This is a genomic window from Campylobacter sp. IFREMER_LSEM_CL2256, from assembly GCF_025771645.1.
Taxonomy (GTDB): Bacteria; Campylobacterota; Campylobacteria; order Campylobacterales; family Campylobacteraceae; genus Campylobacter_D.
Genome location: NZ_JAKMQQ010000013.1, coordinates 1 through 22,711, shown reverse-complemented (window position 1 = coordinate 22,711; position 22,711 = coordinate 1). Strand labels below are relative to the sequence as shown.

General features: G+C 29.2%; 24 protein-coding genes and 1 tRNA gene. 17 read left to right on the top strand and 8 right to left on the bottom strand.

Annotated elements, in window-relative coordinates:
* Nucleotides 1–5: 5 nt before the first annotated feature.
* Complete coding sequence (locus tag L8U00_RS06720) at nt 6–197, bottom strand: mini-MOMP protein (protein ID WP_039627274.1); 192 nt, start codon at nt 195–197, stop codon at nt 6–8.
* 74 nt (nt 198–271) lie between these two features.
* Here L8U00_RS06720 and L8U00_RS06715 point away from each other — a divergent pair, with 74 nt between their 5' ends.
* Nucleotides 272–1,609: a coproporphyrinogen III oxidase family protein gene (locus L8U00_RS06715; RefSeq protein WP_263682811.1), complete on the top strand. Its 1,338-nt coding sequence runs from the start codon at nt 272–274 to the stop codon at nt 1,607–1,609.
* A gap of 23 nt (nt 1,610–1,632) precedes the next feature.
* Here the strand turns inward: L8U00_RS06715 and hemJ are convergent, their stop codons facing one another.
* From hemJ to glmM, 3 genes are read right to left on the bottom strand one after another with little or no spacing between them, the layout of a single operon-like run.
* Nucleotides 1,633–2,082 (bottom strand): protoporphyrinogen oxidase HemJ, encoded by a 450-nt coding sequence (gene hemJ / locus L8U00_RS06710; RefSeq protein ID WP_263708981.1) that lies wholly within the window; start codon nt 2,080–2,082, stop codon nt 1,633–1,635.
* On the bottom strand, nt 2,076–2,531 hold the full coding sequence (gene lspA, locus L8U00_RS06705; RefSeq protein ID WP_263708980.1) for a signal peptidase II: 456 nt from the start codon (nt 2,529–2,531) through the stop codon (nt 2,076–2,078). Before lspA ends, hemJ begins: the two co-directional genes overlap by 7 nt.
* Nucleotides 2,524–3,861: a phosphoglucosamine mutase gene (glmM, locus tag L8U00_RS06700; RefSeq protein ID WP_263708979.1), complete on the bottom strand. Its 1,338-nt coding sequence runs from the start codon at nt 3,859–3,861 to the stop codon at nt 2,524–2,526. Before glmM ends, lspA begins: the two co-directional genes overlap by 8 nt.
* Nucleotides 3,862–3,992: 131 nt before the next feature.
* Between glmM and L8U00_RS06695 the strand changes: the two genes are divergently transcribed.
* From L8U00_RS06695 to L8U00_RS06685, 3 genes are all read left to right on the top strand, one after another.
* The gene (locus L8U00_RS06695) at nt 3,993–5,168 is read left to right on the top strand and encodes a YdgA family protein (RefSeq protein WP_263708978.1); all 1,176 of its coding nucleotides are present in this window, start codon (nt 3,993–3,995) and stop codon (nt 5,166–5,168) included.
* Complete coding sequence (locus tag L8U00_RS06690) at nt 5,165–6,355, top strand: replication-associated recombination protein A (protein WP_263708976.1); 1,191 nt, start codon at nt 5,165–5,167, stop codon at nt 6,353–6,355. Before L8U00_RS06695 ends, L8U00_RS06690 begins: the two co-directional genes overlap by 4 nt.
* 45 nt (nt 6,356–6,400) lie before the next feature.
* Nucleotides 6,401–6,476, top strand: a tRNA-Val gene (locus L8U00_RS06685).
* Nucleotides 6,477–6,501: 25 nt separating this feature from the next.
* Here the strand turns inward: L8U00_RS06685 and L8U00_RS06680 are convergent.
* Nucleotides 6,502–7,122: a DUF305 domain-containing protein gene (locus tag L8U00_RS06680; protein ID WP_263708975.1), complete on the bottom strand. Its 621-nt coding sequence runs from the start codon at nt 7,120–7,122 to the stop codon at nt 6,502–6,504.
* Between the two features lie 120 nt (nt 7,123–7,242).
* Here L8U00_RS06680 and L8U00_RS06675 point away from each other — a divergent pair, with 120 nt between their 5' ends.
* On the top strand, nt 7,243–7,875 hold the full coding sequence (locus tag L8U00_RS06675) for a hypothetical protein (RefSeq protein WP_257938969.1): 633 nt from the start codon (nt 7,243–7,245) through the stop codon (nt 7,873–7,875).
* A 2-nt stretch (nt 7,876–7,877) separates the two neighbouring features.
* On the opposite strand, the gene ruvC is transcribed toward L8U00_RS06675, so the two are convergent.
* A complete protein-coding gene (gene ruvC / locus L8U00_RS06670) occupies nt 7,878–8,354 on the bottom strand; it encodes a crossover junction endodeoxyribonuclease RuvC (RefSeq protein WP_039619511.1) in 477 nt (158 codons plus the stop codon).
* Nucleotides 8,355–8,476: 122 nt separating this feature from the next.
* Here ruvC and dnaA point away from each other — a divergent pair, with 122 nt between their 5' ends.
* The 8 genes from dnaA to L8U00_RS06630 all read left to right on the top strand — a co-directional run bounded on the left by dnaA (nt 8,477) and on the right by L8U00_RS06630 (nt 16,186).
* Complete coding sequence (dnaA, locus tag L8U00_RS06665) at nt 8,477–9,805, top strand: chromosomal replication initiator protein DnaA (RefSeq protein ID WP_263708974.1); 1,329 nt, start codon at nt 8,477–8,479, stop codon at nt 9,803–9,805.
* A gap of 133 nt (nt 9,806–9,938) precedes the next feature.
* Complete coding sequence (gene dnaN / locus L8U00_RS06660; protein ID WP_039617031.1) at nt 9,939–11,006, top strand: DNA polymerase III subunit beta; 1,068 nt, start codon at nt 9,939–9,941, stop codon at nt 11,004–11,006.
* Nucleotides 11,007–11,015: 9 nt separating this feature from the next.
* Nucleotides 11,016–13,334 carry a DNA topoisomerase (ATP-hydrolyzing) subunit B gene (gene gyrB, locus L8U00_RS06655; RefSeq protein ID WP_263708973.1) on the top strand — a complete coding sequence of 773 codons (2,319 nt, stop codon included), beginning with the start codon at nt 11,016–11,018 and terminating at the stop codon, nt 13,332–13,334.
* 8 nt (nt 13,335–13,342) lie between these two features.
* On the top strand, nt 13,343–14,335 hold the full coding sequence (locus tag L8U00_RS06650; RefSeq protein WP_263708972.1) for an adenosine deaminase: 993 nt from the start codon (nt 13,343–13,345) through the stop codon (nt 14,333–14,335).
* Entirely contained in the window at nt 14,332–14,859 is a 528-nt protein-coding gene (locus tag L8U00_RS06645; protein WP_263708971.1) for a zeta toxin family protein, read from the top strand. The genes L8U00_RS06650 and L8U00_RS06645 overlap by 4 nt, the downstream gene beginning before the upstream one ends.
* A gap of 26 nt (nt 14,860–14,885) precedes the next feature.
* Nucleotides 14,886–15,272 carry a preQ(1) synthase gene (gene queF / locus L8U00_RS06640; RefSeq protein ID WP_039617048.1) on the top strand — a complete coding sequence of 129 codons (387 nt, stop codon included), beginning with the start codon at nt 14,886–14,888 and terminating at the stop codon, nt 15,270–15,272.
* A gap of 53 nt (nt 15,273–15,325) precedes the next feature.
* On the top strand, nt 15,326–15,967 hold the full coding sequence (locus tag L8U00_RS06635; protein WP_263708970.1) for a porin family protein: 642 nt from the start codon (nt 15,326–15,328) through the stop codon (nt 15,965–15,967).
* Nucleotides 15,968–15,976: 9 nt separating this feature from the next.
* Nucleotides 15,977–16,186 carry an alkylphosphonate utilization protein gene (locus L8U00_RS06630; RefSeq protein WP_039617052.1) on the top strand — a complete coding sequence of 70 codons (210 nt, stop codon included), beginning with the start codon at nt 15,977–15,979 and terminating at the stop codon, nt 16,184–16,186.
* A 13-nt stretch (nt 16,187–16,199) separates the two neighbouring features.
* Here L8U00_RS06630 and thyX read toward each other — a convergent pair whose 3' ends face one another.
* Complete coding sequence (gene thyX / locus L8U00_RS06625; protein ID WP_039617054.1) at nt 16,200–16,832, bottom strand: FAD-dependent thymidylate synthase; 633 nt, start codon at nt 16,830–16,832, stop codon at nt 16,200–16,202.
* A 100-nt stretch (nt 16,833–16,932) separates the two neighbouring features.
* On the opposite strand from thyX, the gene L8U00_RS06620 reads away from it, so the two are divergent.
* The 3 genes from L8U00_RS06620 (at nt 16,933) to L8U00_RS06610 (ending at nt 20,781) form a co-directional block, all read left to right on the top strand.
* Nucleotides 16,933–18,570, top strand: coding sequence for a CTP synthase (locus tag L8U00_RS06620; RefSeq protein ID WP_087699096.1), 1,638 nt, complete (start codon nt 16,933–16,935; stop codon nt 18,568–18,570).
* Nucleotides 18,560–20,131 carry a single-stranded-DNA-specific exonuclease RecJ gene (gene recJ / locus L8U00_RS06615; RefSeq protein WP_263708969.1) on the top strand — a complete coding sequence of 524 codons (1,572 nt, stop codon included), beginning with the start codon at nt 18,560–18,562 and terminating at the stop codon, nt 20,129–20,131. Before L8U00_RS06620 ends, recJ begins: the two co-directional genes overlap by 11 nt.
* 68 nt (nt 20,132–20,199) lie before the next feature.
* Complete coding sequence (locus L8U00_RS06610; RefSeq protein WP_263708968.1) at nt 20,200–20,781, top strand: lytic transglycosylase domain-containing protein; 582 nt, start codon at nt 20,200–20,202, stop codon at nt 20,779–20,781.
* Nucleotides 20,782–20,917: 136 nt separating this feature from the next.
* Here L8U00_RS06610 and L8U00_RS06605 read toward each other — a convergent pair whose 3' ends face one another.
* Nucleotides 20,918–21,289, bottom strand: coding sequence for a hypothetical protein (locus L8U00_RS06605; RefSeq protein ID WP_263708967.1), 372 nt, complete (start codon nt 21,287–21,289; stop codon nt 20,918–20,920).
* A gap of 550 nt (nt 21,290–21,839) precedes the next feature.
* Here L8U00_RS06605 and L8U00_RS06600 point away from each other — a divergent pair.
* On the top strand, nt 21,840–22,711 hold an 872-nt coding region (locus tag L8U00_RS06600), incomplete at its 3' end, for a hypothetical protein (protein WP_412175427.1).

The following is a 22,711-nucleotide window of genomic DNA, read 5'->3' as shown; positions in this document are numbered from 1 at the left end:
AGTTGTTAATGCATTTGAATTTGAATTCTTTGATTAAAATTATTATTTCCTCTATCTTTTGGGCTATTATGCTCAAAACGATAACGCATACTGCCTGAAACATTAACATCTTGGAAAATTTCATCTAAAGGCGCAGAATTTGACACACTTATAAGTCCTAGTAAAAATACAAAAAATGCTATAAAAATCTTTTTCATTATAAAGCCTTTGTAAAAATATGATACAATTATAGTCTTTTTAAATAACTACAAAATGAAAATTTAGGAAAAATATGAATTTTTTACAAAACTTAGCTCTTTCTTACTCACATAAAGCTATGCAAAAATCTTTAGAGAATGGTTTTGATGTGAAACTTTTAAAAGAAGGACAAGAAAAAAAAGTTAATCCAAAAAAATCTTATATGCTTTATGCTCACATACCATTTTGTCATACTTTTTGCCCATATTGTAGTTTTCATAAGTATTATTACAATGAAGATTTAGCAAAAAGATATTTTGAAAGTTTAAGAGAAGAAATCAAACAAATCAAAGATAAAGGATTTGATTTTACTTCTATGTATGTGGGTGGTGGTACTACTTTAATCAACGAAGAAGAGCTTGCTAAAACTTTAGAACTTTGCAAAAAATTATTTAACATCAAAGAAATTTCTTGTGAAACCGATCCAAACCATATTGACCCGAAAAAATTAGAAATGTTTAAAGGGCTTATAGATCGTTTAAGTTGCGGTATACAAAGTTTTGATGATGATACTTTAAAAAAAGTAGCAAGATATCATAAATTTGGTTCAAGTAAAGAACTTCAAGAAAAACTTTCTAAAGCCATAGGTGTGCTTCCTATTATGAGTCTTGATTTGATTTTTAATTTTCCTTCTCAAACCAAAGAGCAATTACTCAATGATTTAGAAATAGCCAAGAGTTTAAAACCTCAACAAATCACAACTTATCCTTTGATGAAATCCAATTTAACCAAAGATAATATCGCAAAAACTTTAGGAGTAAGTTTTAAAGATAATGAATTTGAGTTTTATAAAATCATTGTAGATTTTTTCAAAGATTATGAAAGAAATAATGCATGGTCATTTTCTTTAGAAAAAAGTAGCTTTAATGATGAGTATGTAAGTAGCCATCATGAGTATTTAGGCGTTGGAAGTGGGGCTTTTAGCTTTTTAGATGGAGAACTTTTAATCAATGCTTTTAATTTAAATGATTATTCTAAACTCATCAAAGAAAAACAAAATGCAAATATTGCTAAAGCTAATTTTGGTAAAAAAGAAATCATCAAATATGTCTTTTTAACCGAAATGTTTACTGGTAAAATAGAGATTGATAAATTTAATAAAACTTTAGATTGTAATTTAGAAAAAGATCTTTTCATCGAACTTTTAGGCCTTAAACTAAGTAAAGCTATAAAAAAAGAAAACAATACTTTATATACAAGTGAATTTGGACGTTATTTGTTTATGGTCTTGATGAAAGATTTTTACACAGGTATGGATTTAGTGCGTGCTGTATTTAGAGATGATAAACGCTTACAAGATAAAGAACGCATTAATATCATGCAAGAAAATGTTGATCCACTTGATTTTAAAAGTATGGAGTTTAAAGGATAAAAAGCCTTAAAAAAGGCTTTTTACTAAAGCGGTCTTACCACCATCATAATAGCGATGATTATAAATAATATCGTTGGAATTTCATTATAAGCTCTAAAGAATTTCCCACTTTTTTTACAAGTATCATTTTGAAGTTGTCTATAATAATAATAATTTTGCAAATGATAAATGATTAAAAGTAAAGCACAGGTTAATTTAGCATGCATATATCCACCTACCATTAACACATCTTTATTAGCCATCATCATTAAGCTTCCAGTGATTGCAGTAGCTATCATAGCAGGAGTTTGGATATAAAAATACAATTTTCTTTCTTGAATTTTCACCACTTCCACAAAGCCTTTATTGTCTTTATGCTCTGTGTGATAGACAAAAAGTCTTGGCAAATAAAACATTCCAGCCATCCATGAAACAAAAGCCAAATAATGCACCATTTTAATCCATAAATACCATTCATTCAAAAAATCTAACATTTTTCTCCTTTTTTATTAAAAATTTCTTTTATTAAAATCAAAGCTACGCTAATGTTAATCATCACATCAGCAAAATTAAACACAGCAAAATTAAACCACTTATGCCAAAATACAAAATCCACCACGCCTATATGCACAAAGCGATCAAGTAAATTTGAACACCCAGCAGATAGCATAATGGCAAAAGCGATCAAATGTGTTTTAAGAAACTCTTTTTGATAAAGCAAATACCCAAACAAAGCCAAAATAAAAACAAGCTGTATGTATTTTAAATACTCTCCTAAAAATGCAAACATTGAAAAGGCCACACCGGTATTATAGGTTAAAACTAAATCAAAAAATTCACCCTTATACTCAAGCCCTTGTAAAAACAAATACTTGCTTGCTTGATCTAGTATAAAAATCAAAGCAAAAACAAGCCAAAATTTTAAAGACAAGATTTTAAGCATTCAACGCTTTCATAAAAAAGCTTTCCACAACTTTCATTTCTTTTTCTAAAAGCTTAATGTCTTTTGCTTCAAGCAATAAGCGTATTAAATTTTCTGTACCTGAATACCTAAACAAACTAGCAATTCCTTTTTTTTCTAAATCTTTTTTCAACTCTTCTAAACCTGCAAGCTTGCTTAAGTCTTTTTTCTCTGAAATTTTAAGATTATGCAAAAGTTGTGGATAAGGCTTAACTTGATTTAAAATTTCACTTGCGCTTTTTGCTTCACTAAGCATTAAAGCACTAAATTGTAAAGCAGCTACCAAACCATCTCCAGTTTTTGCATAGTCACTAAAGATAATATGCCCGCTTTGTTCCCCACCAAAATTTCCACCACATTCTTTGAGTTTTTCAAGTACATATTTATCGCCTACATTGCAAGTTTCATGTGTGATTTTATGTTTATTTAAAAACTCTTTTAAAGCACCATTACTCATTATAGTACTAACCACGCTTGATTTTAACTTGCCTTGTTTTTTCAAAAATAAAGCTAAAACACCCAAAAGACTATCTCCATGAGCCACTTCGCCTTTTTCATCCACAACAACCAAACGATCTGCATCCCCATCAAAAGCAAAGCCCACATCTGCTCTAAATTTCTTTACTTCCAAAGCTAAATTTAAAGGATGTAAAGCCCCACAATTTTCATTGATATTTAAACCATTTGGCTTATCATTGATCACAATTACATCTGCACCAAGTTCTTTAAAAACCGTAGGTGCTACCTTATAAGAAGCCCCATGAGCCACATCTAAAACAACGCGCAAAGATTTTAAAGTCAGCTCTTTAGGAAAAGAATTTTTTATAGAAACAATATATCTTCCTATCACATCATCAATTCTTTTTGCTTGACCAATTTGAGATTTTGTTGTTCTTGCTTCTTCTATGAGTTTATCATTAAAATAAATTTCTTCTATTTTTGCTTCTGCTTGCTCATCAAGTTTATTGCCGTGTGCATCAAAAAATTTAATACCATTATCATAGTAAGGATTATGCGAAGCTGATATCATAATCCCTGCATCACAACGCATATCTTCAGTTAAAAACGCAATAGCAGGTGTTGGCATAGGACCTATTTCTATAACATTATAACCTATAGAAGTAAGTCCTGAAACGATAGCATTTTCTATCATATAACCGCTTCTTCTTGTGTCTTTTCCTACCAAGATATTATTTGTAAGGGCTTTGTCTTTAAAATAAATTCCAGCAGCCATAGCCAAACGCATAGCTAAAAACGAATCCAAAAACTCCCCTGCTTTACCGCGTACTCCATCTGTTCCAAAAAGTTTCATTTTTTTACCTTTGATTTTAAATAGTGCAATTATAAGAAAAAAAGTTAAGTAATGTATAAATGTAAGAATTTTATAAGCATTAGTTAGTAATAAAAATATATAATTTTTAAAATTTCACTTAAGGAAAATGAATGAAAAAAATCATCGCAGGGGTTGTAGTAGTTGTTTTATTAGTTATAGGGTTTTTTGCCTCAGCTTCTTACATTAACACTATCAATGGAAAAATATTTGCTCAAATGAGTCAAGATACACCATATTACAGCGTTGAAGATGCTAACTATACCAAAGGACTTTTAAATTCCAAAGGAAGTTTTATAGCAACACTTAATGACTTACCTTATAGTTTTAAAGTGAATGTAGATTTTTCTAATAATTTTTTTGCAAGTAATAATGCCATCGTTTCTATTTTAAATGAAAATGAAGACTTAAAAGGCATTTTCCCAAATGAAGAAATCTTTAAAATATTAGTTAGTGCAAAAGGTGGAGACATTAACATCAATGCAAAAATAAACGATATTAATTTTACCCGCAATGATACAAATTTAGTTTTAAATAATACATCTTTTAAGATTACAGGTTCTGAGGAATTTGTAAAAAATATGGAACTTAATCTAGGTTATGTTTTATTAGAACAACTATCTCATGAAGAAAAATTAGAAGCAAAAAATATCAAAATTTCTGAATTTCCTATACAAAAATTAAGTTTTAGTGATATTTTTAGCCCTAGTAGAAATAGTGAGCAAAATATAAGCATTGATAGTGCTAATTTTATAAGTTCTATTGCTTTTGACTTTGATAAATTAAAAATTTTTGCAAAAACAGCTCAAAATGCTCAAAACGATTATGATAGTGTTTTAAAACTAGATTTAGCTAAATTTAACCTTGTAAATGAAAACTTTATGCTAAATAACATTAACTTAGATATGAATTTTAACAATCTTTCTAAAAAAGCTTATGATAGCTTAGTGCAAAATTCAAACACTGATATTTTTTCTATGATGCTTTTAGCAAGTCAGTTTTTAAAAGCGAACCCACAAATTATCTTAAATAATCTAAGCTTTGAAAAAGAAGGTAAAAAATTTGACGCAAATGGGCAAACTATTTTCACTGAAAATAATATAAAATCACAATTTCACGCAAACACTGAAATTCTTCCTAGTCAAATTTGGCCTGATTTTGCAAATTTTGATACTTATTTTGTAGATAATAATGGCTCTTATGTGCTTGATTTTATCTATGATGATTCTAATAAAAGTGATGTTACAACTATCATTAATGGAGAAAGACTTACCATAAATCCACAATGACAAATTTAAGCTTAACTTTTCGTCCTAAAACTTTAGATGAGGTTTTAGGACAAGAAAATTTAGTAGAAATTTTTAAAAAATTCATACAAGTTTCAAAACTCCCTCATAGTGTATTTTTTGGGCCAGCAGGTTGTGGGAAGACTTCTTTTGCAAGGGCTATAGCGTATGAGTATAAACTAGATTTTTATGAGTTTGATGGAGGGAATTTTAAACTTGAAGAGCTTAGAAAAATACTAAGTAATTATGAAAATTCTTTATATAAACCTTTGATATTTATCGATGAGGTGCATAGGCTTTCAAAAACCCAACAAGAAATGCTTTTAATCCCTTTGGAAAATCAAAAATGCCTTTTCATAGGCGCAAGCACTGAAAACCCTTACTTTACTTTAACTTCAGGCATAAGAAGCAGAAGTATGCTTTTTGAATTTAAAGGTTTAGAGTATAAAGACTTAGAAAAACTTGCCACAAAAGTGCAAGAAAAACTCCAATGTAAAATCGATGATGATGTCAAAGACTTTTTAATCACTTCTAGTGCAAATGATGCAAGAAGTTTTTTAAATTTATGTGAATTTGCTTTGGCTTTAGATAGCACTCATATCACGCTTGAAACTTTGAAAAAATTAAGAGCAAATGTTTTAAGCGATGGCACTTCAAGTAAAGATACACACTATAAACTAGCTAGTTCTATGATAAAAAGCTTAAGAGGAAGTGATGTAGATGCGAGTTTGTATTATCTTGCGAGGTTGATTGATGGGGGCGAAAGTGCGGATTTCATCGCTAGAAGATTAGTAATATTTGCAAGTGAAGATATTTCAAATGCAAATCCACAAGCACTTAATCTAGCCACAAGCACACTCATAGCAGTAAAAAACATAGGCTATCCTGAAGCTAGGATCATCTTAGCTCAATGTGTGGTATTTTTAGCAAGTTCGCCTAAGTCAAACTCAAGCTATCTTGCTATAAATGAAGCGCTAAATTATGTGCAAAACAATCCTGCGTTAAAAATACTTCCTTATCTTGATAATAACAACCCTCAAAGAAAAAACTACCTTTACCCGCATGATTTTGGTGGCTGGGTTAAGCAAAGATATCTAGAAAAAGATTTGAAATTTTATTATAGCAAAGGCATAGGTTTTGAAGCACAGCTAGACTTATGGCTAAATGATATGAAAAAAGTTAAAAAGTGATTTTAAGCACAATGTAAAAATATTTTTATATAATTTTCATTTTTTGGTTCCGTAGCTCAGTTGGTAGAGCACCACCTTGACATGGTGGTGGTCGTTGGTTCAAGTCCAATCGGAGCCACCATTTTTTATTTCTTTCGATCAATTCATTACATATATTTTAATAAATTTGTAAATTCTTGGATTTCTTTTTCTTGATCTAAAATGATTTTTTTCGCTATATCAGTGATAGTTTTGTCTTTAGAATAAAATAAAATTTGTTTTGAAGCATCAACCGCACCTTGATGGTGTGCTATCATCGCTTCTAGAAAGTCTTTATTGATGTTTTTGCTTTCTTTAACCGAACTCATTAAAATCATCATTTTTTGCATTAACTCTTTTTCTTCTTGAACAAATTTTTTATAAGTTTCTTCATCAATTTGAGTTTTTGTATAAAGATTTTTATCTAGAATTTCTTGAAATTCTTGAATTTCTTTTTCTTGAGCTTTGATGATATTTTGAGCGATTTTTTTCATCTCTTCACTTTTTGTATGTTCTAACAAAATCTTAGATGAGTCAATAGCACCTTGATGATGTGGAATCATATTAGCTAAAAAATCTCTTTCTATATCATTGCTTTGTACTAAAGGATTTTTCATCATAGGTTCATGCATACTCATCATGATTTGTGATGAAATACTTCTAGAAGCTCCATGATGAGCATGATGAGAATTTGCAGCAAATAAAGCACTTGCTAAAACTAAACTTGAAACTATAGTTTTTATTTTCATTTTTTTCCTTAAACTTTTAACTTAAAATCAAAAATATATAAAAATATCACAAACTAAAATTAACAAAAAAATTCAATTTTTTTTTGTTATAATTTATTTAAAAATACACAAGGATGGAAAATGCTTAGAGAACTACTTGAGATAAAAAAAGAAATGGAACCTATAATTCATGATTGTTCAGTAAAAATTCAAGTAGCCGCAAGAGAAGTAATCGTAAGAAAAAGAGAATATGAAATTTATGGGCCTATGATAGATAGAGTATATCTTGATAATGCCATTTATATTAAAATTTTTGGTAGTGGGCGTGATACAAAAAGCACAAAAGTAGATATTAAAAACGGCCTATATATGGTGTATGTAGCTCCTGATAAACCAACTAATCAAGAAATCATGAATAAACTAAAAATCGCATTTGAAAGTATAGATAATAAATTCATTTCAAGAATTTTAGAACTCAATAGAAGAATGAAAGAAGTGATTAATAAAACCCAAGCAACCCTAGCAAAAGCATCAAATATGAATGTTTTAATAGAAACTAATCTAGGCGAAGCAAGTGCTGCACATAAGTTTGTAATCACTATCAAGTATCTAAAAGATAATCAAAAATTAGAATTAAAAAATTCAAAATCTGCAGGTAGCTTTAGAGATACCAAAAATCACATCAACCTAGTAGTAGAAAAAAGCACTGATTCAGCTATATGTGAAAAACTTTTACATGATGTTGAAATTTATTTTATAGGAAATGGAAAATAAAATTACTTTTTCACTCTCAAATTTGCTAAATGCGTCAAAGCCACTGCGATAGCATCTGTGATATCAAGTGGCTTAATATCTTTTGAAATTCCAAGCAATCTTTTCACCATAAAAGCTACTTGTTCTTTAGTAGCTTTTGCTTTACCTGTTACGGTTTTTTTTACTTGCAAAGGTGTGTATTCTGCAAATTCTCCATGGGTTTGTAAGATTTTTAAACTCAAAGCTCCACGAAATTGTGCTAGTTTTAAAACCGTTTTTGGATTATAAGCAAAAAATATATCTTCTATAGCTACCTCATCAAATTGATGATTTTTAAAGATTAAATCAAGTCCTTCACATAATTCTGTGATTTGATACTGCAAATCATTAGGTTTGATTTTGATAAGACCTGCTTCTATGAGTTGATTTTTATTATTAATTCTTTCTACAATAGCATATCCACAATACCTAGAACCAGGATCTATCCCTAAAACTTTCAAACTTTTCACCTTTTTATTCACATAGATGTGAAATTTAAATTTTTATGTGAATAATTTTAACCATTTTTTATAAAAAATAAGCTAGAATTTTAAGTTTTACATCATAATTTATAAGAAAAATAATGAATATAAAAGATTTTTTACTTGAGTTTAAAACTGAAATTAGCAATAACGAATACAATACTTACATTTCTCACTTACAATTTAGTGAAAAATTAAGTAAAAATAATATCTTAGTATTTATTGCACCAAATCATTTTTTGGCTAAATTTATACAAACAAAATACGCACAAAAATTAGCTTATTTTTATGAAGTAAAAACAGGAATTAATCCTCAAGTTAAAATCATTACAAATGATCAAAAAGTAGAGAAAAAACATTTTTCTACAGATATTTCACAGATTAAATTTCAAAGCACTATTTTAAATCCTTCTTTTACTTTTGAAAGTTTTGTTGTAGGAGATTCTAATCAATTTGCCTATGCAACCTGCAAAGCTATTACCGATAAAAGCAAACTTGGAAAATTATACAACCCTATCTTTATCTATGGCCCTACAGGACTTGGAAAAACTCACTTGCTCCAAGCTGTCGGAAATGTGTGTTTGGATAATGGATATAAGGTTATTTATGCTACAAGTGATAATTTTATCAATGATTTTACCATGCATTTAAATAACAAAACCATGAGTAAATTCCATGAAAAATACAAAAATTGCGATGTTTTACTCATCGATGATGTGCAGTTTTTAGGTAAAACAGATAAAATTCAAGAGGAATTTTTCTTTACTTTTAATGAAATCAAAGAAAAATTTGGACAAATCATCATGACAAGTGACAATCCTCCAAATATGCTAAAGGGCATAACAGAACGCTTAAAAAGCCGTTTTGCAAATGGGATCGTCGCAGATATCACTCCACCTCAGCTTGATACAAAAATCGCAATTATCAAGAAAAAATGCGAATTTAATGCTATTTATCTTAAACCCGAAGTCATAAGCTACATCGCTACTTCAATGGGAGATAATATCCGAGAAATAGAAGGCATGATTACAAATCTAAATGCTCAAGCAAGGCTTTTTAACCAAGAAATCACTTTAGAAATTGTTAAAAGCTTTATGAAAGATCACATTAAAGAAACAAAAGAAAATATTAGTGTTGAAGACATACTTGCTGATGTTTCAAAAAGCTATAATCTTAAACCTAATGATATAAAATCAAATAAAAAAACACAAAATATCGTTATGGCAAGAAGGGTTGTGATATTTTTAGCAAGAGAGCTAACGACTATGTCTATGCCTCAACTTGCTAGATTTTTTAATATGAAAGATCACACCGCCATTTCACATAATATTAAAAAAATTCAAGAACTAATGAGTGAAAATGAAAATTTAAAAGCCATAGTAGAAGAATTAAGAAATAAAATTTTGACAAAAATAAAAAGCACCCTGTGAATAAAAGTGAAAAACAAAAAATTTTATTCTACGAGTAAAATTTCTATAAAAAAAGACTTTTAAAAAGCATTTCACATTTTCACATTGCCTATTATTATGATAAAATAAATTTAAAAAAATAAAGGAAGTAAAAATGAAAATTAGCATTAACAAAAACACTTTAGAATCTGCCATAGTTTTAACTAATTCTTATGTAGATAAAAAAGACTCAAGCAATATCGCTTCTCACTTACTTTTTGAAGTAGTTGAAGATAAATTAATCATAAGAGCAAGTGATTATGAAATAGGTATTAATTATAAAATCAAAAAAATCAAAGTTGAAAGCGCAGGTTTTGCAACTGCTAATGCTAAAAGTATTTTAGATATTATTAAAAGTTTAAATAATGAAGATGTAGTTTTAGAAACTATAGAAAATTTCCTTTTTATTAGACAAAAAGGAACTAAATATAAACTTCCTATGTTTAATTATGAAGATTTTCCAAATTTCCCAAGCACTGAGGGAAAAGATAAATTTGATATTGATTCAAGTGATTTAAGTAGATCTTTGAAAAAAATCCTACCTGCGGTTGATACAAATAATCCAAAGTATTCTTTAAATGGTGCTTTACTTGATATAAAAACAACCCACATTAGCTTTGTAGGGACAGATACTAAACGCTTAGCAGTTTTTACACTTAATAAAACAAATGAAAAAGAATTTAACCTTTGTATCCCTAAAAAAGCTATTTTAGAAATGCAAAAAATCTTTTTTGAAAAAATTGAAATTTATTATGATGAAAATATATTGATTGCAAAAAATGATAATTTTGAGTTTTTTACAAAACTTATCAATGATAAATTCCCTGATTATGAAAGAGTAATTCCAAAAAATATCACAAAAGAATTTATTTTTAAAACAGAAGAATTTATGGATGCATTGAAAAAAATCAATGTAATTACTGAAAAAATGAAATTAAATTTCCATAAAGATAAACTTGTATTTGAAGGTATCAGTTTAGATAATATGGAAGCAAAAACTGAACTTGAAATGGAGCTTAATATAGATGAAGAATTTAATCTTTGCATTAAAAATAAATTCATCACTGACTTTTTAAATTCTATTGAAAGTGAAACATTTAAACTTAGCATAAATGAACCTCATATGGCATTTTTAGTTTCAAGTGAAGAATTACAAACTGTAATTATGCCAGTTATTTTATAAGGAAAATAAATGCAAGAAAATCAAAACTATGGCGCAGGAAATATTAAAGTTTTAAAAGGCTTAGAAGCTGTTAGAAAACGCCCTGGTATGTATATAGGTGATACCAATATAGGCGGTCTTCATCATATGATTTATGAAGTAGTGGATAATTCTATCGATGAAGCTATGGCAGGTTTTTGTGATACGATTAATGTAGAAATTACCACAGAAGGTTCTTGTATAGTAAGTGATAATGGTAGAGGGATCCCTGTGGGAATTCACCCTACTGAAAATATCCCTACTTTAACTGTAGTTTTAACCGTACTTCATGCAGGTGGAAAATTTGATAAAGATACTTATAAAGTTTCAGGTGGTTTACACGGGGTTGGTGTGAGCGTTGTAAATGCTTTATCAAAAAAATTAGTTGCTACAGTACATAGAGATGGAGAAATTTACAGACAAGAATTTTCAGAAGGTAAAGTCACAAGTAATTTTGAAACCATAGGTAAAAGTAAAAAAACAGGGACAATCATAGAATTTTGGCCAGATGATCAAATTTTTGAAGTGACTGATTTTGATTATGAAATTTTAGCTAAAAGATTTCGTGAACTTGCATATTTAAATCCAAAAATTACTATAAATTTTAAAGATAATCGTATAGGAAAAGCAGAAAGCTTTCATTTTGAAGGTGGTATAAGTCAGTTTGTTACAGATTTAAATAAAAAACAAGCTTTAACTAAGGCTATATTTTTCAATGTAGATGAAGAAGATGTAAATGTTGAAGTAGCATTGCTTTATAATGATAGTTACAGTGAAAATTTACTTTCTTTTGTAAATAATATTAAAACTCCAGATGGTGGAACGCACGAAGCAGGTTTTAGAATGGGCTTAACTCGTGTTATAAGTAATTACATTGAGGCAAATGCTAGTGCTAGAGAGAAAGATTCTAAAATCACAGGTGATGATGTAAGAGAAGGTTTGATAGCAGTGGTAAGTGTAAAAGTGCCTGAGCCACAATTTGAAGGACAAACTAAAGGAAAATTAGGTTCAAGCTATGTTAGACCTATAGTTTCTAAGGCTTCTTTTGAGTATTTGACAAAATACTTTGAAGAAAATCCTATCGAAGCAAAAGCTATCATGAATAAAGCTTTAATGGCAGCTCGTGGTAGAGAAGCAGCTAAAAAAGCTAGAGAATTAACCCGTAAAAAAGAAAGTTCAAGTGTAGGGACTTTGCCAGGAAAATTAGCTGATTGTCAAAGTAAAGATCCAAGTGAAAGTGAAATTTATTTAGTTGAGGGTGATAGTGCGGGAGGTTCTGCAAAACAAGGTAGAGAAAGAACTTTCCAAGCGATTTTACCTTTAAGAGGTAAAATACTCAACGTAGAAAAAGCAAGACTAGATAAAATTTTAAAAAGTGAACAAATTCAAAATATGATCACAGCTTTTGGTTGTGGGATCGGTGATGAGTTTGATATAGAAAAACTAAGATATCATAAAATCATCATCATGACCGATGCTGATGTGGATGGTTCTCACATACAAACTTTACTTTTGACATTTTTCTTCCGTTTTATGAATGATCTTGTAACAAATGGACATATTTATTTAGCTCAACCACCTTTATATCGTTATAAAAAAGGTCAGAAAAAAGAAATTTATCTAAAAGATGAAAAAGCTTTAAATGATTATTTGATTGAAACAGGTATAGAGAGTTCTACTTATGAGGGTATAGGATTAAATGATTTGAAAGATTTTCTAAAAATCGTTGCAGCTTATAGAAGTGTTTTAAAAGAATTAGAAAAAAGATTTAATGTAATTTCTGTGATTAGGTATTTGATAGAAAATCCTGATTTAATAAAAGCTTCTAATGAAGAATTATTTAAAATCATAAAAGAATTTTTAGAAAAACAAAATCACAATATCTTAAATTCATATATCAATGAAAATGAAATTCGTGTTTATGTACAAACTGAAAATGGTTTAGAAGAGCTTATCATCAATGATGATTTATTTACTAATCCTTTATATGAAGAGGCAAATTATATTTATCAAAAAATCAAAGATAGAGATTTAAAATTTGATAAAGACATTTTAGAAATTTTAGATGAAGTTGAAAAAAATGCTAAAAAAGGTGCTTATATACAACGCTATAAAGGTCTTGGTGAGATGAATCCTGAACAACTTTGGGAAACAACTATGGATCCAAGTAATCGTCGTTTGTTAAAAATCACCATAGAAGATGCTCAAAGAGCAAATGATACTTTCAACCTTTTCATGGGTGATGATGTAGAACCACGCCGTGAGTACATACAAGCTCATGCTAAAGATGTTAAACATTTAGATGTTTGATTTTTAAAATGAAAACTTTTTTACAAAATGTCCCAAAAGTAGAATTACACTTACACATTGAAGGCTCATTAGAGCCTAAAATGATGTTTGAATTAGCTAAAAGAAATAACATTGTTTTAAAATATAAAAGCGAAGATGAGATAAAAAAAGCTTATGATTTTTCAAATTTACAAGATTTTTTAGATATATATTATCAAGGTGCAAATGTTTTACAAACCAAGCAAGATTTTTATGATTTAACCTTTGCTTATATGAAAAAGTGTAAAGAACAAAATATAGTTCATACTGAAATTTTCTTTGATCCTCAAACTCATACTGCTAGAAATATAGCTTTAAAAGATGTTATAGAAGGAATTTGGCAAGCTTTACAAAAAGCAAAAGAAGAATTTGGAATTTCAAGTTTTTTAATCGCTTGTATTTTAAGACATTTAAGTGAGGATGAGGGTTTAAAAACTTTAGATGAGCTTTGTTTATATAAAGATAAAATCAAAGCCATAGGACTTGATAGTTCTGAAATCAATAATCCTCCTTTTAAATTTAAAAGTTTATTTCAAAAAGCTAAAGAAGAAGGTTTTTTGTTAGTTATGCATGCGGGTGAAGAAGGAAGTAGTGAGTATATCAAACAAGCTTTAGAGCTTGGTGTAAGTAGAATAGATCATGGAATAAGGTGTGAAGAAGATTTAGAGCTTGTAAAACAATTAGCAAAAAGTCAAATTCCACTAACAATGTGTCCTTTATCAAATATAAAATTAAAAGTTTTTCAAAATATGCAAGAACATAATATTTTAAAACTTTTAAGACAAAATCTTTGTGTTTGTGTAAATTCAGATGATCCAGCGTATTTTGGTGGATATATCTTAGAAAATTTTATAGCCTTAGATGAAACTTTTAAGATTAGCAAAGATGAGATTAAAAAACTTTGTATTAATGCTATTAATGCTTCTTTTTTACAAGAAAATGAGAAAAAAAGTTTAACAAAAATGATTGAAGAATTCTCATGATTTTTTTAATTGGCGGAGAAAGTCACACAGGTAAGACCTTGCTTGCTCAAAAACTTCTTGAAAAATTTTCTTATCCTTATTTGAGTTTAGATCATCTAAAAATGGGTTTGATTAAAGGAATGAAAGATTTTCCTTTTAAAGTAGATGAGGATGAAAAAATAGCTGAGTTTTTATTTCCTATTGTAGATGGTATAATTCAAACTTGTATAGAAAATAAACAAAATTTAATCATTGAGGGAATTTATCTTACTCCTAAAAGAGTTCAAAAATTTAAAAATAATTCTTTAATAAAGATATTTTATATTATTTTTTCAAAAGAATATATCCTACAAAATTATAAATTAATATATCAAAAAGAAAATATTATAGAAACTCGTTTAACCAGTGAAAAAGAAAATATAAATATTTTAATATCAAATCATCAGTATTTAAAATCACAATGTGAAAATTTTAATTTACCTTTTTTAGAAATCAAAAAAGACTATGAAATTGAAATTCAAAAAGCTTTTGAATTTTTTGTATAATTTTAATTTTAAATAGGAGAAATTGTATGAGATATGGTGAAAAAGAAATCAAAGAATTTAGTGTAGAAAATATGGAAGTTTGGCCAAATGATGCTAAAAATGATTATGTGATTAAAATCACTTTGCCTGAATTTATGTGTTGTTGTCCACGTAGTGGGTATCCTGATTTTGCTACTATTTACTTAGAATATATTCCAAATAAATTAGTAGTAGAACTTAAAGCAATCAAACTTTATATCAATACCTTTATGTATAGAAATGTTTCACATGAAGCAAGTATTAATGAAATTTACAATACTTTAAAAGAAAAACTTGATCCAAAATGGATAAAAGTAGTAGGTGATTTTAACCCTCGTGGTAATGTGCATACTGTGATTGAATGCAGATCTGATTTAGTAGTGCCACAAAATTAAATTTTTATTAAAAATAAAAGGATATATTAAGTCTTGTTTTAAAGGAGGAAAATATGAAATTATTTAGTCTAGTTGCAAGTGTTGCTTTGGTTTCAAATTTAGCTTTAGCAGATGAAAATTCAGGTTTACTTTTAGGTATTGATGCGGGATGGTTTCATACTAAGGTAAAATCTGATCTTGATCATAGTAAAACAAAAAATATTAAATATAACGGTGATTTAGAAGGTGATGTTCCTGTTTTTGGTTTAAGAGTTGGTTATCGTTTTAGTGAAAACCATAGACTTTATGGTGCTTATAATTACTCAAGTGAATTTAGTGATGTAATCAATACTACAAGATTAAAAATTGATGGAGAATTTACCACACATAAGTTTTTACTTGGTTATGATTTTACTCCAAAAATTTTTGAAAAAACAAGAGCAGTTTTAGGTGTATATGGTGGTTATGCAAGAACGGATATGACTTTAAAAACAAGCTTTTTATCTTTATCTCAAGACTTTGATGGTTATACTTATGGAGCAAAAATCGGTGCTTTATATGAGTTAAATCAAGCAAATGAAATTGAGTTTGGTTTTAAAGCCGAGCAAACTCATTACAATACAAGAAATTTTTATCAAAATATGGTAGGTTCAAACTTTTACGATCCTAAACAAACAAATTATGGTTTATATCTAGGATATACTTATAAATTTTAAGGAGAATTCATGCCAAAAGATGCAAATGGAACTGAGCTTAATGCAGGTGATAGTGTAAGTGTTGTGAAAGATTTAAAGGTTAAAGGTGCAAGCACTACTTTAAAGCGTGGCACGACTATAAAAAATATTAAACTTACAAACAAAGACACCGAAATTGAAGCTAAAGTAGATAAATTTGGTGTGATTGTTTTAAAAACTGAATTTCTTAAAAAAATATAGTAAAAATTCCCAATCAATCTTGGGAATTTTCTTCTTGATAAACACAATGTTTAAAAATAAATTGATGTTCCTCAGGCAAATTTTCAAATAAAGCATTTGCGAGTTGTCTTATCTCCCAAAGAGCTGATTTTGAGCTTCTTAGAGTAATAAAATTTTGCAAACTTCTTGCATTAATCGTTAAAGTTAATTCTGTTTTATAGCTTTCTGGTAAGCAGTATTTTGCTATATCTAAGCTAATGCTATTTTGCAAAATCAAACGCAAATTTTCTAAAGCTTTAATACTTGCATTATCTACTACTTCATTTCCAGTTAATACCAAGTATCTTTTAGCATTTTCAAAGTCATTTTCTTTAAATTCACTTTCATTTCTTAGTTCTTTTAAAGTATATCTTGTGCTTTTTACACTAGGACTAGTGTGGCGGTGTCTTGCAACTTCTTGTAAGCATGCTCTTGAAATACCTTGTATATAAAAAGTATAGTTTAAATGCTCTAAGGTTGAAGCATGTTTGAATTTATTTCCCACACGATCGATTAATTCTTTATCTTTTTCGCCACCACAATCGCCTTTGTCAAAACTTTGCCAACATGTTCTTGTCGCATGAGAGCATACAGAAAGTGGAGTATGGTTTAATAATGTGATTTTCATCGAAAAATTCCTTCAAAAATAATTGAATTTTACACAAATGTTTATAAAAATAAAATTTTTTATTCGTTATAATTTCAAAAAAAGAAATTAAGGTTATTTTATGAAATTAAAACAAACTAAGTATATTTTTGTAACCGGTGGTGTTTTAAGCTCATTAGGAAAAGGTATAGCAGCAGCTTCTATAGCTACTATTTTAAAAAATTCAGGTTTAAAAGTAAGTATTTTAAAAGCAGATCCTTATATCAACGTAGATCCTGGTACTATGAGTCCTTTAGAGCATGGGGAAGTTTTTGTTACAGATGATGGAGCTGAGACAGATTTAGACTTAGGACATTATGAGAGATTTTTAAATGAGAGCTTATCTCAGGATAATAACTTCACAACAGGTAGAGTTTATCAAAGTGTTATAGAAAAAGAAAGAAGAGGAGATTACTTAGGAAAAACCATACAAGTAATCCCTCATATAGTTGATGAGATAAAAGATCGCATTAAAAAAGCCGGAGTTGATAAAGATATTTTAATCGTTGAAATAGGTGGCACAGTAGGAGATATAGAAGGCTTACCATTTTTAGAAGCTATTAGAGCTTTAAAGCTTGAAGTGGGTAAATATAATGCTATTAATATTCACTTAACTTTAGTGCCATTTATCAAAGCAGCAGGAGAACTTAAAACAAAACCAACTCAACATAGTGTTGGAGAATTACGCCGTATAGGTATAAGCCCTGATATGATTATTTGTAGAAGTGAAAAATCTTTAGATAGAGAGTTAAAAGACAAAATCGCAATTTCATGCGGAGTTGAAAAAAATTGTGTTATAGAAAGTGTGGATGCAGCTAGTATTTATCAAATTCCACTAAATTTCTTAAAACAAGATATTTTAAACTCTATTGCAAGTTTATTAGATCTTCAAAATTTAAAGCCAAATATGAATGAATGGGATTCTTTAGTAAAAAGAGTCATCGCTCCAAGTAATGAACTTAGCATTGCTTTTGTAGGAAAATATGTAGATTTAAAAGAAAGCTATAAAAGTTTAACAGAAGCCATTATCCATGCAGGTGCAGCACTTGATGCGAGAGTAAATTTAAAATGGATTGATAGTGAAAAATTAGAAAATGCAAATATCGAAGAAAGTTTTAAAGATGTAAGTGGGATTTTAGTAGCAGGTGGTTTTGGTTACCGCGGGGTAGAAGGAAAAATCAAAGCCATACAATATGCAAGAGAAAATAAAATTCCATTTTTAGGAATTTGTTTGGGTATGCAGCTTTCTTTAGTGGAATTTGCACGTAATGTTTTAAAACTTGAAGATGCAAATTCTCATGAGTTTAATCCAAATTGTAAAAATCCTATCATCTTTTTGATTGATGAATTTATTGACGCAAGTGGGGAAAAGCAAATTAGAACAAGTAAAACTCCACTTGGTGGAACTATGCGTCTTGGGGCTTATGAGTGTCATATCAAGCCAAATACACTTTTAAGTAAGGTTTATGATAATCAAAAAAGCGTAAAAGAACGCCACCGCCACCGTTATGAAGCCAATCCAAAATACAAAGAAATGTTTGAGAAAAATGGGCTTATTATAAGCGGGGAAAATGAAGGTTTGGTTGAGGCTGTGGAACTTAAAGATCATCCATTTTTCTTAGCAGTGCAGTTTCACCCTGAATTTACTTCACGCTTAGTTAGAGTTAATCCGGCTATTTTTTCTTTTATCAAGGCATCTTTAACAAATCATGCTAAATAAAGCCAAAATAAAAGAAATTTTACACCAGCGTTTTATCAATGATACGCATGTAAAACTTTGTGATTTACCTATGCCATCTTGTTTAAAAGATGTCTATAAGGGTGCTTTACGTATTAAAGAAGCGATTGAAAAAAATCAAAAGCTTGCTATTGTTGGGGATTATGATGTAGATGGGGTGATTTCTTGTGTGATTTTATCTGAATTTTTTGATGATATCGGATATGACTATGTGGTAAAAATTCCAAATCGTTTTAAAGATGGATATGGTCTAAATGAAGAAATCATCAATGAACTTGATGGAGTAGATTTAATCATCACTGTAGATAATGGCATAGCAGCATTTGATGCAGCAGAGCTTTGTTTACAAAAAGGAATTGATTTAATCATTACCGATCATCATATGCCTCCAGCTACTTTACCAAAAGCTTATGCGATCATTAATCCTAAACAACAAGATTGTGATTTTCCTGATATTGAAATTTGTGGGGCTCAAGTGGCTTGGTATTTAGTCGCTGCGATAAAAGAAGTGTGTAAAATCAACTATAATATGTGTAAATTCATCGAACTTTTATCAATTGCAATTATCGCAGATATGATGGAGCTTAGAGATTTAAACAGAGTCTTAGTTAGAAAAGGCATAGAATGTATTAATGATTCAAAACGAGTGGCATTTAAAGCGATTAAGCAGTATTTTGGTAAGGATAAATTTGAACTTGACAATATCAGCTTTTTAATCGCACCTTTGATTAATAGTGCAGGAAGAATGGATGATGCGATTATTTCTTATAAATTTTTACATTCTAAAAATATTGATGAGGTTATGGGTTATTTAGAACAAATCATTACTTATAATAATAGCCGTAAAGATGAAGAACGTGAGCTTTTTAAGCAGTGTTTAGAACAAGTTGATGAAAATGATCCTGTGATTATTGTCAATGGCCAAAATTGGCATGAGGGTGTTTTGGGTATAGTTGCAAGTCGTTTAGCAAAGCATTTTAACAAGCCTGCCTTTGTTTTTTCAGAATGTGAGCAAAAGGCTAAAGCTAGCGTTAGAAGCGTGGGTAAGATAGATATTTTAAATGTTATAGAACAAGCTAAAGAATTTGTTTTAAGCTATGGCGGGCATAAAGGTGCAGCTGGAGTTTTAGTAGAGCTTGAAAAATTTGGTGTTTTTAAAAGTAGGCTTTATGAAATTTGTCAAAATATCCCTAAAGATGACTTTTATAATGCTGATGAGATTTTGGGTAGTATTGATCCAAATGAAGTTGATTTTGAACTTTTAGAGATATTAGAATTTTTTGAGCCTTTTGGACATAAAAATCCAAGGCCATATTTTAAATTTGATAAGCTTTTTGTAAAAAATAAAAGAAAACTAGGTAAAGATGAAAATCATATGAAGCTTATTTTAACTCAAGGAAATAAAACTCTAGAAGCTTTGTTTTTTAACTTTGACTATGAGCCAGAGCTTGGAGAAAGCATTGATCTTATAGCTAGTGTTTCTAAAAATAATTTTAGAGGATTAATCACTCCACAACTTACTATAAAAGAAATTCTTAGATAATTCATTAACTTAGCTACATAGTTTTTATTTATAAATTTGCTATAGTATAAGTACTTTAAAGGAGTAAAATGTTAAAAAATTTTTTATTATTAGTAGTATTTTTTAATTTTACTTTTGCTTTTGATACCAAAATTTTTATAGGTGATACTTATATACCTGAAGATTTTTATAAGTACGATAAAGACTTTAAAACTGCAGCTAGAAAGTACAATATACCGACGGCTTTACTCAAAGCCATAGCTTTAACAGAAAATGCAGCTTATAAGCATAATATCACTAGCAAAAATAAAAATCAAACAAGAGATTATGGCTTAATGCAAATCAATAGCATTCATTTAAAACGCTATGGGATTAGTGAGAGTGAGATTGTAAAAGCTAGTGTAAATATTGACATAGCCGCAAGATTACTTCATGAGATTATACAAAAACATGGCTTTAGTTGGAATGCTATTGGAAGGTATCATTCGGCAAATGATAAATATAAAAATATTTGGCTTGATAAAGTGATGAAAAATTTAGTTGCTATAGTTTTAAAAGATAGCAAAGATCTTTTTATAATGGAAAAATTCAGAGCTTTTAAACTTGCTTCTCTTTTGATAAATGTGGATAAAAAACGTTACAAAATTATATTAGCATGTGGTAGATATTAATACATTATTTATTTGTATGCTATGTTTAAACTTTTTATAAACAACTTTAATATATAATTCCGAACTTCAAATCTTATTTTAATTTCCAAAAGGAGTTTTAATGTTAAATTTCACGGGGGGGGGGAATTGAGAATTCTCAATCAAACAATATTTCTTTTACTAAGAAAACCTTCTTATCTTTAGCAACTATATCTTTTTTAGCAACTTGTGCTAATGCTAGTATAACAACTATAAGTGATAAAGCTTCTAATGGTAGTATTACTATCACTAAAGCTAAAAGCACTACAAACAATAACAACAAACAAGTAAAAAATTCTAAAAGTATTAGTGGTGGTAATTGTAGTGGTGGTAGCAGTAATTGTACTATAGATAAACCTACTAGTAGTGGTATTACTATAAGTGGAAGTGGTAGTAATTCATTAACTATTACAAATAGTGGTAGTATTACTCCTAGTAATAGCCACGGTGTAGAAATTAAAGGTGGTGCCACTAATGTAACTATTAGCAATGCAGGTACTATTAAGGGTAATGGTGGCGGAAAACATGGTATAGAGATATGGGGTGGTTCTACCGTAGAGAAAATTAATAATACAGGTTGGATTGATGGTGGTAATGGAGATGGTATTAGTGTAACTAACTCATCAGCTAATTCAGTAAAAAATCTTATCAATACTGGCACAATTAATGGTGGAAATGGTATTCATATTAAAGGTGGCTCCGCAAGTATTAATACCATCTCTAATACTGGTACTATTAAAGGTAATACAAGTGGTATTAAAAATTTAGGTAATATAGATTATATATCAAACTCAGGCACTATTAATGGTGGAAGTCACTATGGTATTTATGCTAATGGTGGTACTATTAAATCTATAGAAAATGAAGTAGGTGGTGTTATTAGCGGTGGTGGTTCAAGTGGAATCCAAGTTGACGCTGGTGCTACAATAAATACTATCAAAAATAATGGAACTATAGAAGGTAATGCTAATAGTGGACATTGGGATCGTAAAGGTGCTATAACTGTTCAAGGCAATATTAAAGAGTTAAATAATAATGGTTTGATAAAAAACAATGAATCTATGTGGGGATTTGGTGTTGTTGTTTATAGAGGAGGTAAATTAGAAGCATTAAATAACGAAAGCAAAGGAATAATTCAAGGTTCTAATGGAGTATCATTACATGGCGGATCTATAGATAAATTAAATAACAATGGTAAAATTTTAGGCACTAGTAGTAGTGGTATTTATCTTGGTGATATAAGTAATGAGTCTATTAAAACATTAAATAATGGAAAAACTGGAATCATAGAAGGTAAGAATCATGGAATTATGTTTTATGGACATTCAGGGAAAATTGACACTATAAATAATGCTGGGACAATTAAAGGTGGTTATAATGGTATACATATAGAAGTTGCTAATAGTGGTAATGGAGTAGGTAATATAACTAATTCTGGTTTGATTGTAGGTAATTCAAATGGTATTTATAATAACAATGGATCTTTAAGTGATATTACTGTTAAAGATGGTGGTTCTATTTATGGTGGAGGTGACTCTGGTATAGCTTCTACAGGTAATAGACAAATTGGAAATATTTTTGTAGAAGGCAAAGGTTCTTTAATATATGGAAATTGGAATGGTATTAATCTAAAAACATATAGTAATAAAGATATTTCAATCAAAAACGGAGCTTCTATTTTAGGTAAACAAGGAGATGGTTTACATTTACATGGAGGAAATCAAACAAATAAAATTTCTTTAGATGGAGAAAATTCCCTTATCGGCGGTGGAAGAAATGCTATTGCAAACTATGGAGAGATAAATCAAGGTATTTCATTAAACGACAATGCCACCATAGCAGCATTAACTTTTAGCGAAGATGGAAACTCTTACACTTATAATCAAGAAGGTACAGCCATACTTAATGAAGG